At 57.9% G+C, this 15,287-nt stretch carries 16 protein-coding genes; 6 read left to right on the top strand and 10 right to left on the bottom strand.

What is annotated here, in order from left to right:
• Nucleotides 1-15: 15 nt before the first annotated feature.
• The 4 genes from FIV05_RS14750 (at nucleotide 16) to FIV05_RS14735 (ending at nucleotide 3,750) form a co-directional block, all read left to right on the top strand.
• Nucleotides 16-618: a hypothetical protein gene (locus tag FIV05_RS14750; RefSeq protein ID WP_208993488.1), complete on the top strand. Its 603-nt coding sequence runs from the start codon at nucleotides 16-18 to the stop codon at nucleotides 616-618.
• A 12-nt stretch (nucleotides 619-630) separates the two neighbouring features.
• Complete coding sequence (locus tag FIV05_RS14745; protein ID WP_152510081.1) at nucleotides 631-2,316, top strand: methyl-accepting chemotaxis protein; 1,686 nt, start codon at nucleotides 631-633, stop codon at nucleotides 2,314-2,316.
• 130 nt (nucleotides 2,317-2,446) lie between these two features.
• The gene (locus tag FIV05_RS14740) at nucleotides 2,447-3,100 is read left to right on the top strand and encodes a 3-oxoacid CoA-transferase subunit A (protein WP_152510080.1); all 654 of its coding nucleotides are present in this window, start codon (nucleotides 2,447-2,449) and stop codon (nucleotides 3,098-3,100) included.
• Complete coding sequence (locus tag FIV05_RS14735) at nucleotides 3,100-3,750, top strand: 3-oxoacid CoA-transferase subunit B (protein WP_023000476.1); 651 nt, start codon at nucleotides 3,100-3,102, stop codon at nucleotides 3,748-3,750. Before FIV05_RS14740 ends, FIV05_RS14735 begins: the two co-directional genes overlap by 1 nt.
• On the opposite strand, the gene FIV05_RS14730 is transcribed toward FIV05_RS14735, so the two are convergent.
• Nucleotides 3,720-5,234 carry a PLP-dependent aminotransferase family protein gene (locus FIV05_RS14730; protein WP_152510079.1) on the bottom strand — a complete coding sequence of 505 codons (1,515 nt, stop codon included), beginning with the start codon at nucleotides 5,232-5,234 and terminating at the stop codon, nucleotides 3,720-3,722. The two genes, FIV05_RS14735 and FIV05_RS14730, sit on opposite strands and share 31 nt — an antisense overlap.
• Nucleotides 5,235-5,318: 84 nt before the next feature.
• Here FIV05_RS14730 and FIV05_RS14725 point away from each other — a divergent pair, with 84 nt between their 5' ends.
• Complete coding sequence (locus tag FIV05_RS14725) at nucleotides 5,319-5,993, top strand: pyridoxamine 5'-phosphate oxidase family protein (RefSeq protein WP_152510078.1); 675 nt, start codon at nucleotides 5,319-5,321, stop codon at nucleotides 5,991-5,993.
• A gap of 89 nt (nucleotides 5,994-6,082) precedes the next feature.
• Here FIV05_RS14725 and FIV05_RS14720 read toward each other — a convergent pair whose 3' ends face one another.
• The 3 genes from FIV05_RS14720 to FIV05_RS14710 form a co-directional block, all read right to left on the bottom strand.
• Complete coding sequence (locus FIV05_RS14720) at nucleotides 6,083-6,682, bottom strand: lytic transglycosylase domain-containing protein (RefSeq protein ID WP_152511938.1); 600 nt, start codon at nucleotides 6,680-6,682, stop codon at nucleotides 6,083-6,085.
• Between the two features lie 413 nt (nucleotides 6,683-7,095).
• On the bottom strand, nucleotides 7,096-7,860 hold the full coding sequence (locus tag FIV05_RS14715) for an N-acetylmuramoyl-L-alanine amidase (RefSeq protein WP_023000472.1): 765 nt from the start codon (nucleotides 7,858-7,860) through the stop codon (nucleotides 7,096-7,098).
• Nucleotides 7,857-8,549: a DnaJ family molecular chaperone gene (locus tag FIV05_RS14710; protein WP_023000471.1), complete on the bottom strand. Its 693-nt coding sequence runs from the start codon at nucleotides 8,547-8,549 to the stop codon at nucleotides 7,857-7,859. The genes FIV05_RS14715 and FIV05_RS14710 overlap by 4 nt, the downstream gene beginning before the upstream one ends.
• A gap of 366 nt (nucleotides 8,550-8,915) precedes the next feature.
• Here FIV05_RS14710 and FIV05_RS14705 point away from each other — a divergent pair, with 366 nt between their 5' ends.
• Nucleotides 8,916-11,120 (top strand): bifunctional diguanylate cyclase/phosphodiesterase, encoded by a 2,205-nt coding sequence (locus FIV05_RS14705; RefSeq protein WP_209009665.1) that lies wholly within the window; start codon nucleotides 8,916-8,918, stop codon nucleotides 11,118-11,120.
• An 18-nt stretch (nucleotides 11,121-11,138) separates the two neighbouring features.
• On the opposite strand, the gene arsH is transcribed toward FIV05_RS14705, so the two are convergent.
• From arsH to FIV05_RS14675, 6 genes are all read right to left on the bottom strand, one after another.
• A complete protein-coding gene (gene arsH, locus FIV05_RS14700; RefSeq protein WP_152510077.1) occupies nucleotides 11,139-11,879 on the bottom strand; it encodes an arsenical resistance protein ArsH in 741 nt (246 codons plus the stop codon).
• Nucleotides 11,872-12,285, bottom strand: a complete 414-nt coding sequence (arsC, locus tag FIV05_RS14695; RefSeq protein WP_152510076.1) for an arsenate reductase (glutaredoxin) — start codon at nucleotides 12,283-12,285, stop codon at nucleotides 11,872-11,874. The genes arsH and arsC overlap by 8 nt, the downstream gene beginning before the upstream one ends.
• A 16-nt stretch (nucleotides 12,286-12,301) precedes the next feature.
• The gene (locus FIV05_RS14690; RefSeq protein WP_023000467.1) at nucleotides 12,302-12,640 is read right to left on the bottom strand and encodes a metalloregulator ArsR/SmtB family transcription factor; all 339 of its coding nucleotides are present in this window, start codon (nucleotides 12,638-12,640) and stop codon (nucleotides 12,302-12,304) included.
• Between the two features lie 67 nt (nucleotides 12,641-12,707).
• Nucleotides 12,708-13,262, bottom strand: coding sequence for a winged helix DNA-binding protein (locus tag FIV05_RS14685; protein WP_152505993.1), 555 nt, complete (start codon nucleotides 13,260-13,262; stop codon nucleotides 12,708-12,710).
• Between the two features lie 106 nt (nucleotides 13,263-13,368).
• Nucleotides 13,369-14,673, bottom strand: coding sequence for a TRAP transporter large permease subunit (locus FIV05_RS14680; protein ID WP_152510075.1), 1,305 nt, complete (start codon nucleotides 14,671-14,673; stop codon nucleotides 13,369-13,371).
• Nucleotides 14,673-15,230 (bottom strand): TRAP transporter small permease, encoded by a 558-nt coding sequence (locus tag FIV05_RS14675; RefSeq protein ID WP_152510074.1) that lies wholly within the window; start codon nucleotides 15,228-15,230, stop codon nucleotides 14,673-14,675. Before FIV05_RS14675 ends, FIV05_RS14680 begins: the two co-directional genes overlap by 1 nt.
• Between the last annotated feature and the right edge of the window lie 57 nt (nucleotides 15,231-15,287).

The raw sequence follows: 15,287 nt of genomic DNA, 5'->3' as shown, positions 1-15,287 counted from the left end.
AACATGGAGCTAAAAATGCGTCAACTGTGCGTCTTCCTGCCTGCGATCATGCTGGCAACTGCAGCCCAGGCTGCAGAAACACCGCCCGATGCGAAAGCGTTGATCCAACCTGAGATTGTGGAAGCCGTTGCCGAATGGCTTTCCAACCCGATCGTGGCCTTGTCGATCAACGCACAAAACAATTTGCGCGGGTCACTTTCACAGGCAGACATCGACGCACTGGACACCCAATGGCGACAGGAACGCGAGGCAGCGGACAAACCCCTGATTTCCGCGACCTTGTCCGCCCCCTTGTCGATCTACCTCCTGCGAGTTCAGGCAGGCTCCCTCGGCCTCTATCCAGAAATCTTCGTTATGGACGCGAACGGTCTGAACGTCGGGCAAAGTGCGATCACAAGCGATTACTGGCAAGGAGACGAGGCCAAGTTCCAGAAAACCTTCCCGAACGGCCCTGAAACCGTTTTCATCGACGAACCGGAATGGGATGACGGCAGCAAGATCTGGCGCGCCCAGCTCAACATGACGATCACCGACCCCGAAACCAAGAAAGCCATCGGGGCCGCCACAGTCGAATTCAACCTGACCGAACTGATGCGTCGTCAAGGTACGGGATCTTAAGCGGGAAATACCATGTTCAAAAATCTCTCCGTCAGCAAAAAGATCGCCGCAGGGTTCCTGACGCTCGCATTGGTCGGTGCAGTAGCCGGTGGCATGAGTGCCTATCAGACGCATTCGGCTCTGAATGAAGTCAAGGCCGCAAACAACCTGTCGGATCTCAACGCGGAAACGGCCGAACTCACGGAAAAGATCGCAGCGCAGGCTTTGTCGGTGAAATCCTTCCTGCTTACCGGCAACCGTGATCTTCTCACCCGGTCCCAGGATCTGAACGATGAAATTCAGACAGGATTTTCGGAAGTCGGCTCACTTGTCGACGCGAACCTGCCTGATTTCCAAACTCATCTCTCCGAACTGAAATCAAGCTGGGAAACCTGGTACAGCCAGATTGCCGCGCGCCAGATCGATCTGATGCGCACACCGGAAACGGTCGACATGGCGCGTGCAATTGACCTGACACCGGAAAGCTCGGGTCTTTTGACAGCTGTACAGCAGCAAAGCCGACAGCTTGCCGACGCAGTTGATGCGGAACGGCAGAAATCGGTTGTCGCGCAAAACCAGGCTCTGAACACGGTCGAGATCGTTTCTCTTTCCAGCACACTGATCCTGACAGTGCTGGCGATGATCCTTGGCTTCATCAATCACTTTACCATTTCTGCCCCGCTTTCCAGATTGTCGGCTGTTACCGACAAACTGTCTGCAGGTGACACGTCGCTCACGGTTGATGTCAGCGATCGGGGGGACGAAATCGGCCTTCTCGGCCGCGCATTGGGCGTCTTCCGTGAAAACCTGATCCGCACGCGCGAACTCGAGGAACAGACCGAAGCCGAACGGATTAACGCCGAACGGGTCAAGCACGAGGAAATGGAGAAGTTCGCCAGCGATTTCGAAGCAACGGTCCTCAACATCTGCGACAGCATGATTTCCAGGCTCGATGCACTGACCAGTTCCGCCGGGTCGCTGTCGACAATTGCCAACAACACCACGGACCAGGCGCTGGCCGTTTCTGCAGCCGCCGAGCAAGCCACCGCCAACGTGAATACCGTGGCCAGCGCGACAGAGGAACTTTCCGCCTCCATCCGTGCGATCACGGACCAGGTGCGTTCCTCTTCGCAAATCGCTCAGGAAGCGGAAAACGAAGTTGGGCGGTCCAACGAAGCCGTGGCAACGGTACAGCAGGTGGTTTCGCGCATCGGCGACGTTACGAAGCTGATCACCGATATTGCCGAACAGACCAACCTGCTCGCCCTCAACGCGACCATTGAAGCTGCCCGTGCCGGCGAGGCCGGAAAGGGCTTTGCCGTTGTTGCATCCGAGGTCAAGGCACTCGCGGAACAGACATCCAAGGCGACGGAGGAAATCGACCGGCAGATCACCGAAATGCGCCAGGCCGCGGATGCGTCGACAGAAGCAACCGAGTCTGTTGCCGGTCTCGTCCAGAAGATTTCGGAAAACACGCACGCCATGTCCGGTGCAGCGGAAGAACAGAACCTGGCAACGACCGAAATCGCCAGCAGCGTCTCCGAAGCCGCACAGGGTACCGAAAGTGTTTCGAGATCCATTTCCGAGGTCAGCGGCGCTGCCAGCGAAACGGCAAACCTGAGCTCGGACATGAATGCGGCTGTCGGCGAATTGCATGAACAGTCCAATACACTGCGCCACGCCATGCAGGACTTCCTGGCCAAGGTACGGGCAGCGTAACCAGCCTTGATCGAGCCCTGTAACGGGTTTCACGGCCTCGGTAAAAATACTGCGTCGCACAAACTTCATTTCTCTTGTGCGACGCCAGCGGCTAACGTCCCCTTAGGATTTCATTCCGGGGGAAGTTTTCGTGAAACACGCGATCAAGACGCAGGAAGCTGCGGACCTCATTCCAGACGGAGCCACCCTGCTGGTGGGAGGTTTCATGGGGGTGGGCTCACCCCACCGGTTGATTGACGCCATAGTGGCGAAAGGCACCAGAAACCTGACGATTGTGGCCAATGACACGGCCATGCCGGGTCGCGGCATCGGCAAGCTTGTCAGCGCGGGTTCGGTTTCAAGGGTGATCGCTTCTCACATCGGCCTCAACCCGGAAACCCAGCAGAAGATGATATCCGGCGAGATTGATGTCGAACTGGTTCCCCAGGGGACCCTGGTCGAACGCATCCGGGCGGCCGGCGTCGGTCTGGGTGGCATACTGACCCCGACCGGCATTGGCACGCTCGTTGAGGAAGGCAAGCAGAAGATTACCGTCGACGGCAAGGAATATCTTCTGGAAACGCCCATCCATGGCGATTTCGCCCTTCTGGCCGCCTACCGGGCGGACTACGTCGGCAATCTGGAGTATTCCCTCACCGCCCACAATTTCAACCCGATCATGGCACTGGCAGGCAAGACCGTAATCGCGGAACCGCACACGATCGTACCCGTGGGTGTGATTTCGCCAGATAGCGTGAAAACGCCCGGCATTCTCGTCGATCATCTTCTGGAAAGGGCAGCCTGATGGACGACAAGGAAATCATCGCCCGCCGCGTTGCACAGGAAATCAAGGCCGGTACGCTGGTCAATCTCGGCATCGGCCTGCCGTCACTGGTGGCCAACTACCTGCCGAAGGAAGTACATGTCTTCTTTCAGGCCGAAAACGGTGTAATCGGCCTTGGCGCCCGCCCGCCGGAAGGGATGGAAGACCCCGACCTCACCGATGCCGGTGGCGGTTTTGTGACCGCCGTTCCGGGAGCTGCCTCCATCGACAGCGCCATGAGCTTCGGCCTGATCCGCGGCGGACATCTGGATATGACCGTTCTCGGTGGCCTGCAGGTGGATGAACGTGGCTATCTCGCGAACTGGATGATCCCGGGCAAGATGGTTCCAGGCATGGGCGGTGCAATGGATCTTGTAGCCGGCGCCAAACAGGTGATCGTCGCAATGGTTCACACGGCCAAGGGCCACCCCAAGATCCTGAAGGAATGCACACTTCCCCTGACAGCTCGCCGTCGTGTCAGCCTGATCGTGACCGAAATGGCCGTGATCGAACCGACGGACGACGGCCTCGTCCTTCGAGAAACGGGCCCCGGCCTGAGTGTCGATGATGTCATCTCCGCAACAGAAGCCTCACTGATCGTTCACGGGGACGTCCCGACCATGCGGCTTTGAAGGAAGACTGGACAACACGCGTGTCCAGTACCAAGCAAACCGGCAAGGGTGTCCACGCCCTCCTCGATCTGCCGTGCATTCGCACCGGCAAAGCCGACAATAAGCCCCGGCCGCCCTCCTTCGGTCAGATAACAATTGCTGAGTGGTGAAACGGCAAAGCCACGGTCCTGCATGGCAACTGCAAGTGCAATATCGTTGACGGGCTCCCGGAACATGACCGTCAACTGCACATTGCCTGTAAGAGGCGCAACTTCAACACGATTGCCCAGCCTCTGCCGTAACGCGCCGGCGAGCATCGTCCCCCGCTCCAGATAGACCGGGCGGATCTGTTTCAGGTGCTTCTGATAGGCTCCGCTATCCATGAAGTGGGCGAGTGCAGCCTGAGCCTGAACATTGGCAGAACAGCCGATGTTGCGCATGGTCTGGGTGAGTGGGGCCACAAGAACCTCTGGCACGACGCAATAGGCAATCCGGAGCCCGGGGAGCAGGCTCTTCGCGAACGTGCCCATGTAGACAACCTGTCCCTCATCCGCCAATCCGTGCAGCGCAGCCACAGGCCGCCCCTCGAACAGGAACTCGCTGTCATAGTCGTCTTCCAGGATCACAGCGCCGCAGGTGCGGGCAACATCAAGAAGCATCAGCCGCCTCGCCAAAGGCATGCGTGCCCCCAGGGGATAGTGATGGGACGGTGTGACATAGATCAGCTTCGGCGGCTGATCCAGATGAGCCATCTTCGACGCGTCCGCACCCTCGCCGTCGGTCGGCAGCGGCCGGATCGTCAGACCTGCCCCGGAAAAGGCCGTCCGCGCGCCGAGGTAGCCGGGTTCCTCCAGCCAGACGTCGTCGCCCGGATCAGTGAGCACCTGGCTGAGCATCGTCAGACTGGCCTGTGTTGAGCTGGTGACAAGAATTCGATGAGGGTCAGCCCGAACCCCGCGTTCAGCCGCAAGGTGCCGGGCGATCTGCCGCTTGAGCGCCTCAAGACCGGCAAAATTCTGATAGTGGAGATCCGCGCTGCGCTCGAGCCGGGCGGCCCTGCGCAGTGATCTTGCCCATTCCTCGTAGGGAAACAGATCAAGTGCCGGCGCACCCGGTTGCAAGCCTCCCTGGCGATAGGCCCACCCCTCGCCGCGCAAGTTGGCACTCAGTGTCCTGCCTCGTTGCGACAGCTTCAGCCCGAATGCTTCCACCTTGCGCTGCGCCTGCACACCTTCCAGCACCAGCCCTTCGGTAATGCGGGGAGCAGCGCCGGTGCGCACGGTGATCACGCCTTCGGCTTGCAGTAGATCATAAGCCGTGTTGACGGTGTTGCGTCCAACGTTGAGCGACGCTGCCAACCGCCGCGTGGATGGCAACTTTGTTCCCGAGCGCAGCAAGCCTGTGCGCACGGCGTCACGAAAGCCGCGATAGATCTGTTCCGCCAGTGGCACGTCTGCCGACCGCTCAAGAGACAGGATGCCTTCAGGAAAAACTGGTTCTGTCATTTTCCAAAAACCGGATCTTCTTTGGAGCCAATTTATCGGACAAACAGCACAACACAAGACAAACAGTCAATTGGAGACGAGACCATGTCCACTCTGGAGAAACGCCAGGCAGCGGATCTGCCCCGTTATGCCAAGATCCGCCAGATGAACCGCGGCGGATACGACAGCACCGTTGCCTACGACATCCTGGATGCGGGCCTTGTCGCCCATTGCGGCTTCATTCACGAAGACCGACCGATGGTGATCCCGATGGCATATGCCCGGATCGACGACCGCATCTATATTCATGGAGCGAGCACCACCCGCATTATCAAGTCAAACGCGGAAGGCGTACCGGCGAGCCTTACCGTGACACTAGTAGATGGTCTGGTGGTCGCGCGTTCGGCTTTTCATCATTCCATGAACTATCGATGTGCGATCGTGCATGGCACGGCGAGGCTTGTCGAAAGCGAACAGGAACAGATCGAAGCCCTGGCTGCTATCACCGATCATCTTCTGCCTGGCCGCTGGGATGAATGCCGCGAAATGATGCCGAAGGAACACAAGGCAACCGGTGTGCTTGTCATGGATATCGACCATGTCAGCACGAAGGTCCGCACCGGCGGACCGGTGGACGACAAGGAAGATCTCGGGACCGATATATGGGCTGGTGTGGTGCCTGTGGTGACCGCACTCGGCCAGCCCCTCTCGGCACCTGATGTGCCTGCCGAAACGCCGGTTCCCGCCTCGGTTCCAGCCGCCCGCAAGAAGTTCGCATAAGCTGACAGCCTTCAGCACACAAAAAGAAAACCCCGCCGGAAATCCCGGCGGGGTTTTCAGTTTGCCCACGGCTGACCGCCCTGCTGCTTTTAGCTGGAGGCCAGGATCCGCTTGACCTTGGAACAGTAGCGCTTGCTGACCGGGTTCATCCGTTTTGCGAAATGACCGGCGTTGTAGCGCAAGATGGTGCCACAAACGTCGCCGCCCGCCTTCTTGTGCGCGCCGGCAAGGTACTTCATGCCCCATTCCAGATTGGTTTCGGGGTCATAGAGCGCCTTGGTCGACCCGCGGTAGCCGATGCCACGTGCGGTTGCCGGCTTGATCTGCATCAGACCGACTTCACCGGCGCTGCCGCGTGCACGCGGATTGAAGTTGCTCTCCACCTGGACCACTGCCTTGGCGATCTTGACCGGCACACCATGTTTGGCGGCGGCCTTGCGGATGAGCTTGGCGTATTTGTCGTTGCTGACAACAGCCGTCCGCTTTGGGGACACCTTGCGCGTCAGGCTTGCAGTTCTTGTCTTCTTGGCAGGTTTTTCCTGCGTTTCCTGCTTGCTCGATTCAATGATGTGCAGGATCGGTTTGGAACCAGAGCCGACCGACGGCTTGGCTTCGGCAGGTTCGCTCTTCTTGTCCGGGTCGATGATATGGAGGATCGGCTCCGACCCGGAACCCGTACCTTTTGCCATTGCAGCCGGTGCTGCAAGAGTGGTTGCATAGGCGAAAAGGCACAGCGCCCCAGTAAGTGTCTTGAATGACCGTAACATTCAGTCCAGCCCTTTTGGTTTTCGTTGCGTTGAAATCAGGCGGGAGAAATGCCGGAGCTATTGGACGAAAATGGGCGCTAATACATCACGAATTATTTCAAATTATTACATAAAATTACAGGAATTTAATGCTGTTCTTAGTCATTTTCTGTAGTTTGTGGCCAAAATTAGCAAGCAATTCGGCAATGGATGGGCCATCAGAAGAAATTCTGTGACCACTCGTGGCGCAGAGCCGCCTAAAAATGCTGCGTTGCGGGAACTAATTTTGTTGACTGCGCGTTTATTTCGTTGGTCCGAACTCGTAACCGCACAAAGAAACCAAACCGACCGTTCGATCAGGCCGACAGGGAAGGCAGCTTGCGCAGCAGCGCATGCAACGTCTCGATGGTCGATTGATCGACGACACCGTCAACCTTTTCTGGCCGGAAATGGCGTTGAAACGCGGCAACCACCTGGCGTGTCTTCAAGTCGAAGTCGCCGGTGATGTCCAGCTCGTAACCATAGAGTGCGAGCATTGACTGCACCGCTTCAACAGGCTGGCCGCTATCGCCTTCCTGCATCAGCAGACCCGCCCCGAGTGGAAACGGTTTTACATATAGACCGATGCCGGCTTCTGAAAGGCGATCCCATGGGAACAGTTCACCCGGGTCTTCCTTTCGGGCTGGAGCAATATCCGAATGCGCCAGGACCATCCACGGATGGATCCCGTGACGGGCACAGATATCGCCAACAAGCGCGACAACGGCTTCGATCTGTGGCTCCGGAAACGGTTGATAGCCGTGCTCATGCCCCGGATTGACGATCTCGACGCCGATCGATCGGGAATTGATGTCGGTCTCGCCTTTCCAGAAGCTACGCCCCGCATGCCAGGCCCTGCGGGATTCCGGCACGCATTGCAGGATGCTGCCATCCTCGTTGACGACATAGTGGGCGGAGACTTCCGAGCGAGGATCACACAGGCGCTGCAAGGCTTCTTCGCCGGTCGGCATGCCGGTGTAATGGAGCACGACCATATCCACAGGGGCCCCCTGCGCCCGTTGTCCGTGGTTGGGAGACGGATGGACCCTGGCCTTCACACCGGTATCAGTCGCAACGCTCATATGCCTCTTTCCGCGCAGATCTTCGCCCAGGCTTCGTTCAGCGCCGCAAGACGATCATTCGCAATCCTCACGAACTCCTCCGGAACACCTCTTGCGATCAGCCGGTCGGGATGGGTTTCCTGGACCTCGCGGCGGTAATGGGACTTGAGTTCCCCGTCACTTGCCTCCGGCCCCAAACCCAGCACCTCGTAGGGGTTGCCATCATTGCGCACATGTCTGGCGAGTATCCTGGAAAACTCCCGGTCATCGATCCCGAAGACCTCCGCCACTCTGGAAAGGTAGCCTATTTCGCTTTCGTGGACGACGCCGTCAGCTTTCGCAATGTGAAAAAGCCCATCCAGAATGTCGAGCAGCGTCTTGCGGTCGTAAGGGAACAGATCCGCCAGTTTCTTGGCATAGACCTCGAAGCCGGCAATGTCTTCCTGCGCCAGATTGAACAGGCGGGCGACATTGCGTTCCTCGTTGGGCGGTACATCGAAAAGTTCGCGGAAAGCGATAATTTCATCGGTTGTCACCACACCATCGGCCTTGGCCATCTTGGCCGACAGTGCAATCATCGCAACGGTGAAGCCGACACTGTTGGTCCCCTCCGGCCGCGCAAGCACGAGCTGGACCAGGCGGTCGACGATCTGCGCCCCTCCTGTTCCGATCGAACTCACAATAGCGCCGAGGCTACTCCAGACACTCACACTTCAGCTCCCGCTGGGCCGGTGGGAAAAGGCAGGCAGGAAAGCTTGCCGTGAACCGCATGAATCGATGCGTTGCAGACTCTTATCGGCATGGGCCGGATTTGACCAGATCAACGCTCGCCTGTCCTCATTGGTGCTTCAGCTGGTCGCGCCCCTGGACGAGCGGAATCCGAGTTCCCGAGCGCCAATGTTTTTGACCTTCGAATGGACCACTGCAACGCAGCTTCCCAGATTGCGGACAGTCAAGCCTACCCCACCATTTTCCGCGGGTTTCCCTTGGGTTTGAGCAACCTTGTGATTCATGATGGTTAAAGGAATTACGCTTAGCCTTTCGCGACTCGTGTTCGCAAGATGGTTCCTCGCCGGATGGCAGTCCCCCTGGGAAGAAGCAACATTGTCATTTTTTTCATTTCCATGTCGCTGGTGCTGACGCTGGCGCTGGGTGTCTACGCGAGCAATCGTCTTCTAACGCACTGGCTGGTCGTCCGAAGTCTTGAGCAAGCTTTCCTGCCGCAGGAAAAGACTTTCAACTCGATCCTGCAGGCATTGGCGAGCCGGATCGAAACCGAACCGGCAGCCGACTTGTCCGCATTGCGGCTGACTGAAGAGGCTTCTGCCGACAGCCGCAGGTCGAACGACCTGGTTGGCGAATTGCAACGCAATGCCGGTCAGGCTCTGGACACATCCAAGGTGCTGGACGCGGTCGCGATCTTCCCTGCGCCAACCGGATCCAGCCTCCAGCGCCCCTCACCGGTGCAAATTCTCTGGCACAGCGAAGGGCAGCTTCGTACCAGCAATACGATCTCGCAGGCAAAGGCCGCTCTGAACGGCAACAGTCCGCTCGTTGCCATTCCGGACATGTCGTGGCACGGAACGTTTGGGACAAATGCGCTGATTGCCTACCGTCCCGAAGGAGCCTCCCCGGACTTTCCGGGGCTTTTGCTGTTGGTGACCCAGTCGGAAATCCTGAACGGCCTTACCCCGCTGATCTGGTTGATCAGTGCCGCGATTGGCGGTCTCTGCCTGGCCTCTTTCATGTTTGCTGGTATTCTCCTCTGGCTGCGCTTCTATGACCAGCTCCAGACCAGCAGAGACATTCAGTATCTGGCACATCACGACACGTTGACCGGTTTGCCGAACCGTGCCGTCTTCAACGCGCGCCTGACCGAGGCGCTGCGCCTTGCACAGGCCAAGGCCTCCAATATCGGCGTCATGCTGATCGACGTCGACAAGTTCAAGGAAATCAACGACACCTACGGTCATGGCATCGGCGACGTTTTTCTTCAGATCGTGGGGGAACGCCTGAAGGCGGTTTTCGGAAACCACCTGGTTGCCCGCCTTTCAGGCGATGAATTTGCGGTCATGCTGACATCCTTGTCCGACCCCGCCCGCATGACCCGACTTGCAACGGACATGATTGCGGCCACTGAAGCGCCCTGCACGATCGACGGCAAGGACATCAGGATTTCGCTGTCCATTGGTCTAGCAAGGGCAACCGACGGCTCCTGGCGCTCCTCTCGTTTGCTTCATTGTGCGGACCTTGCTCTGTATCGGGCCAAACACAGCGGGCGTTCCACCTTCTCGTGGTACACACAAAGCCTTGATGCAGAGGCACAGAAACGCAAGGAAGTGGAAGAAGGACTCGCCAAAGCGCTCAAGTTCAACCAGTTCAAGTTGCTCTATCAACCGCAATATGCGCTGAAGGACGGAGCACTGAAAGGCTATGAGGCCCTGATCCGCTGGGACCATCCTTCCAAGGGTATCATCCGGCCGGACGATTTCATCCCGATTGCAGAAGACACGGGCCTTATCGAGGAAATCGGAACATGGGTCCTCAACCACGCCTGCCGCGAAGCAGCGTTATGGCAGGACCGCTCGCGCAAGGTCGCAGTCAATGTTTCTCCCGCTCAGTTCATTGCCGGCGAAACCCAGAAGCGCGTTGCCCAGGCGCTTCAGAATTCCCGTCTAGACCCCAAGCGGCTTGAAATTGAAATCACCGAGAGCCTGCTGATTTCGAACACGGACGCAGTCATCGAGACACTTCAGCAGATCCGCGACATGGGTGTTTCTATCGCCATGGACGATTTCGGAACCGGCTACTCATCGCTGAGCTACCTGAGCCTGTTTCCTTTCGACAAGATCAAGATCGACAAGGCCTTCATCCAGAACCTCGGCAAGGATGCCAGTACCGACGCGATCGTGACATCGATCGTTGGCCTGGGCCGCTCGCTGGATGTCACGATTACCGCGGAAGGTGTCGAAACCGAGGAACAGGCCATACTGCTGAGCGCAGCCGGATGCGATCTCGTCCAGGGTTTCCTGTTCGGCAAGCCTGATACCGTTGCAAAACACGAGGCCGCGTATCCGGTGTTTCCACTCAGCCCAGCCGGTAGACGCTGGTTCCCCCGAATGCAGCAACAAGCGACGCCGGCCCAGGTGCCACCGCGCATTCGCCTTGCCCCCAAACTTGCCAAGAGCGTGAGGCCCGCTGGCCCGCAACCCGCTATCGGAGGGGAAAGCGAGGACCCGACGTCGCAGATTGAGCAGGTCCCCTTGCAGACTGCAGGCTGAAACCGCGATTGCAGGTTTTCAGAGGCTGACAACGGCTGCGGCATCCTGAGCGGCCGACTGCCGCTCGCGGTCTGCCTTGCGTTCGGAGTAACGATCGACAAGATAGTCCGATCGGCCACGAACCAGCAGCGTGAACTTGACGAGCTCTTCCATGACATCGACCACCCGGTCGTAAAGGGCTGATGGTTTCATCCGGCCATCGTCGTCAAATTCCTGGTAGGCCTTGGGCACCGACGACTGATTGGGGATGGTAACCATCCGCATCCAGCGGCCGAGGACACGCATCTGGTTGACCGCATTGAAAGACTGCGAACCTCCCGAGACCTGCATCAAGGCCAGTGTCTTGCCCTGTGTCGGCCGGATAGCGCCAAAACTCAGCGGGATCCAGTCAATCTGCGACTTGAGTACACCGGTCATTGCCCCATGTCGTTCGGGAGAGCACCAGACCTGCCCTTCGGACCAGGCGCATAGATTTCTCAGTTCAGTGACTTTGGGATGATCGGCACCACTGTCATCGGGCAGCGGCAGACCTGATGGATCGTAGATCCGGGTCTCCGCACCATAAGCCTGCAGCAGCCTTTGTGCTTCGTGTACGAGGAAGCGGCTGTAGGACCGCTCGCGCAGGGAACCGTAGAGCAGCAATATCCGAGGTGGATGCGACGGCCCTGTTGGAACCTGCAACTTTTCCCGGTCGATTATCTCAAAGTCTGCCGCCGTCACGTTCTTCAAGTCTGCATGCGAACTTTTCGCCTCAGGCATCTGACGCTCCGGACGAAACCACTTCGCCGTCTTCCTTGGTGAAAGACCCGATATCCTTTGGCAACAGATCCAGCACCTTCTCGGACGGACGGCACAGGCGGACGCCTTTTTCCGACACCACGATCGGCCTGTTGATCAGGATCGGATGTTCCATCATGAAATCGATCAGTTGATCGTCCGTCCACCTGTCCTCACCGAGACCCAATTCATCATAGGGCGTTCCCTTCTGGCGAAGGATGTCCCGCACCGGAAGACCGGTGCGCTTGATCAGGTCAACGAGTTCTTCCCGGCTCGGCGGCGTTTTCAGATATTCGATCACCTGCGGCTCGACGCCGGATTTACGGATCATTTCCAGCGTGTTGCGGGACGTGCCGCATTTCGGGTTGTGATAAATCGTCATGCTCATGTGAGGTATCGTCCTGTCAAAGTCCCGAAGGTTTCTTAAAATCGGCTGCCGGAAAACAGCAGACAGCGGGATCGTTGCCGCAGCAATCTTCCATCAGAAAACCCAAAAGGTTCCGCATGCGGTCATAGTCGACAGCATAAAGAATATGCCTGCCCTCCCGGCGGGTCGTCAGCAGCCCGGCCCGTTCCAACGTGGTCAGATGAAACGACATCCTGGTTGGCTGTATGTCCAGCCGCTCAGCAACCGAGCCGGACGGCAAGCCATCTGGCCCAACCGTCATCAGCAACCGGAACGCCGCCAGCCGGTCTTCCTGTGCCAAGGCGCCCAATGCAGAGACTGCTTCCTGATCTTCCATAATTCGATACTACAAGAAATTTTGGAACATTCAACAAATGAAAGCGAACGTCCCCCTGTGTGCGATATCACATGGCTGCAGCGGCGCGAGCGGCCTGATCGTAATTGCCGGACACCAGTCGCAATGTGGCGGCAAGTTTGGAGAGTTCGTTTTCGTCGAGGCCCAGCGCCTTCATTGGCTTGACCAGGAGAGCCTCGCGCAGACGCCGGTACTCAAGACAGGCAGTTTCGCCTGATTTCGTGATTTCGGCGGTCTTTTCCTTGCCCCGACGGCCAGATGAAATGAGGCCAGCCTTTTCAAGCTTCTTCAGCGCATAGGTAACCGTGTGAGTGTCTTCGATGTTCAGCACAAGACAGATGTCTGACAGTGTCTTGGCTCGGCCGCGGTGATTGACCGAATGAAGCACAAGCACATCCAGAGGACCAAGCCCCTGCGACCCGCTGGCCGCCATACAGCGTACCATCCATCGGTGATAGGCATTGACCATCATGGTCACAGCAAATTCGATCTCCGAAAGCGCAGGCATTGCACCGGAGGCAAGATGCGCTGCAGAGACAACAGGCCCGATGGGGGCATCGCTTCTGGAGTCGGGATTATCCGTCACATCTGATCTCCGGCACATTTTGGTTTTTCAGCGGGCCTCCAGCCGAATCCGGTTGAAGGCCCTTTTCTGATCGTTTCAAAAGTGTGTGTACATCCGCCCCTGTTCGTTCACGGGAAGGAATGCACTAGTTGCTCAACATCGTCTGCGGCAACCAAAGAGCCAAGCCCGGAAAGGCCACAATCAAGACGATTGCCAGGATCATCAACAGGAAGAACGGCAAGGCCATGCGGGCAACCTTGAAGATGTTGTACCCGGTCATGCCCTGCAGAACGAACAGATTGAACCCGACTGGTGGCGTGATCTGGCTCATTTCGACAACCAGCACCAGGTAAATACCGAACCAGATAAGATCGAGGCCTGCCTGCTCCACCATCGGAAGGATCACGGAGGTCGTCAGAACCACCACCGAAATGCCATCCAGAAAACACCCGAGCACCACGAAGAACAGCGTCAGGGCAATGAGGAGCGCGTAGGGTGACAGGTTCAGCGACCCGATCCAGGCAGCCAACTCACGCGGGATGCCGGTGTACCCCATGGCAACGGTCAGGAATGCTGCGCCAGCCAGAATGAACGCGATCATGCAGGATGTCCGCGTTGCGCCCATCAACGCTTCAGCAAAGCTCTTGCGGCTCAACGTTCCGCTTACCCAGGACAGAAGCAATGCAAGCATGACGCCGATGGCCGCCGCCTCTGTGGGCGAAGCAAGACCCGCATAGATCGAGCCGATCACACCCACGATCAGACCGATCACCGGAAACAGCCTGCGCGTTGCAAGAAGTCGCTCGATGAAGGGAATGACTTCCTCCTTCGCAGGCATCTTGTCCTGGTTCAGCAGTGCCCAGATCGCGACATAGCCCATGAACAGGAGGCAAAGCATTGCCCCCGGCAGAACGCCTGCCATGAACAACCGGGCAATCGACTGCTCTGTTGCCGCGCCATAAACGATCAGGATGATCGATGGCGGAATGAGCAGGCCCAGCGTACCCGACCCTGCCAGTGTGCCGATCGCCATGCGTTCGTCATATCCGCGCTGCTTCAATTCAGGCAGAGACATACGACCGATGGTGGCGGTGGTAGCGGCTGAAGAACCCGACACGGCAGCAAAGATGCCGCACCCGAGAATGTTCACATGCAGCAGCCGGCCCGGCAGATTGCGCATCCAGGGCGAAAGACCAGCGAACATGTCCTCCGACAGACGAGATCGGAACAGGATTTCACCCATCCAGATGAACATGGGTAGCGCCGTCAGATCCCAGGAATTCGATGCGCCCCAAACCGTCGTTGCCAGAACGGGACCGGCCGGCGCGGACACAAGAACCATCATTGCAGCAAGCGCGACGGCAAACAGCGCAACGGCCACCCAGATACCGGTTGCAAGCGCCGCCAGCATTCCAATGCCGAGCAGGAGGGCGACAAGGGAGAGATCCATTATTCTTTCCCTTCTATCGGATCGGCCTTAACGACCGATTCAAAACTCGGCGCCTTGCCAGTGAGCGCCATGATCAGGTCGTCCAGCAAAGCGATTGAGAACACCAGCAGTCCGAAAGTCATCACCGACTGCGGAAAGACGAGCGGGATCGGAATGACGCCGTAGGAGGTTTCGTTGAATTTGAAGCTGTCGAGCACAAGCTGTCCGGCGTTCCACGTAAAGAATGCCGCCAGCGCAAGAGCGACCGCGACCGCCCAGACATTCAGGATGCGTGCTCCGGCTTTGGGCACGGACTGCAGCAGGATCGCGACCCTGATGTGATCACCATTTCGCAGCGTCCCGGATAGGGCAAGAAAGGATGCCCCCACCAGCAGAAAACCTGCAATTTCAGCAAGTGAAGGAACCTGCAGCCCGAGTGGCTCAAGACCAAAGACCGTTCGAGACCAGTCGAATATGCGCCCAAACACCTGAAGAACAACGAGACTGGCAATGACAACGAGACAACACGCAGCCATAGCCGTTGACGCTTGATAAAGCGTATTCAAAGCCTTTCGCATCGGCTTCCCCTACCGGATGTGCAGCTGATATTAAAAAACGCCGGACTTGTTAGGTCC

The sequence above is a fragment of the Labrenzia sp. THAF191a genome, from assembly GCF_009363335.1.
GTDB classification, from domain to species: domain Bacteria; phylum Pseudomonadota; class Alphaproteobacteria; order Rhizobiales; family Stappiaceae; genus Roseibium; species Roseibium algicola.
Note: the sequence above shows the minus strand (reverse complement) of the source record. Positions and strands in the feature narration are given on the sequence as shown.

What these genes read in the sequence shown, in the direction of transcription:
- FIV05_RS14750 (WP_208993488.1), top strand. Translation starts at nt 16, where the DNA reads ATGCGTCAACTGTGCGTCTTCCTGCCTGCGATCATGCTGGCAACTGCA.
- FIV05_RS14745 (WP_152510081.1), top strand. Translation starts at nt 631, where the DNA reads ATGTTCAAAAATCTCTCCGTCAGCAAAAAGATCGCCGCAGGGTTCCTG.
- FIV05_RS14735 (WP_023000476.1), top strand. Translation starts at nt 3,100, where the DNA reads ATGGACGACAAGGAAATCATCGCCCGCCGCGTTGCACAGGAAATCAAG.
- FIV05_RS14730 (WP_152510079.1), bottom strand. Translation starts at nt 5,234, where the DNA reads ATGACAGAACCAGTTTTTCCTGAAGGCATCCTGTCTCTTGAGCGGTCG.
- FIV05_RS14725 (WP_152510078.1), top strand. Translation starts at nt 5,319, where the DNA reads ATGTCCACTCTGGAGAAACGCCAGGCAGCGGATCTGCCCCGTTATGCC.
- FIV05_RS14720 (WP_152511938.1), bottom strand. Translation starts at nt 6,682, where the DNA reads ATGGCAAAAGGTACGGGTTCCGGGTCGGAGCCGATCCTCCATATCATC.
- FIV05_RS14715 (WP_023000472.1), bottom strand. Translation starts at nt 7,860, where the DNA reads ATGAGCGTTGCGACTGATACCGGTGTGAAGGCCAGGGTCCATCCGTCT.
- FIV05_RS14705 (WP_209009665.1), top strand. Translation starts at nt 8,916, where the DNA reads ATGGCAGTCCCCCTGGGAAGAAGCAACATTGTCATTTTTTTCATTTCC.
- arsH (WP_152510077.1), bottom strand. Translation starts at nt 11,879, where the DNA reads ATGCCTGAGGCGAAAAGTTCGCATGCAGACTTGAAGAACGTGACGGCG.
- arsC (WP_152510076.1), bottom strand. Translation starts at nt 12,285, where the DNA reads ATGAGCATGACGATTTATCACAACCCGAAATGCGGCACGTCCCGCAAC.
- FIV05_RS14690 (WP_023000467.1), bottom strand. Translation starts at nt 12,640, where the DNA reads ATGGAAGATCAGGAAGCAGTCTCTGCATTGGGCGCCTTGGCACAGGAA.
- FIV05_RS14685 (WP_152505993.1), bottom strand. Translation starts at nt 13,262, where the DNA reads ATGTGCCGGAGATCAGATGTGACGGATAATCCCGACTCCAGAAGCGAT.
- FIV05_RS14680 (WP_152510075.1), bottom strand. Translation starts at nt 14,673, where the DNA reads ATGGATCTCTCCCTTGTCGCCCTCCTGCTCGGCATTGGAATGCTGGCG.
- FIV05_RS14675 (WP_152510074.1), bottom strand. Translation starts at nt 15,230, where the DNA reads ATGCGAAAGGCTTTGAATACGCTTTATCAAGCGTCAACGGCTATGGCT.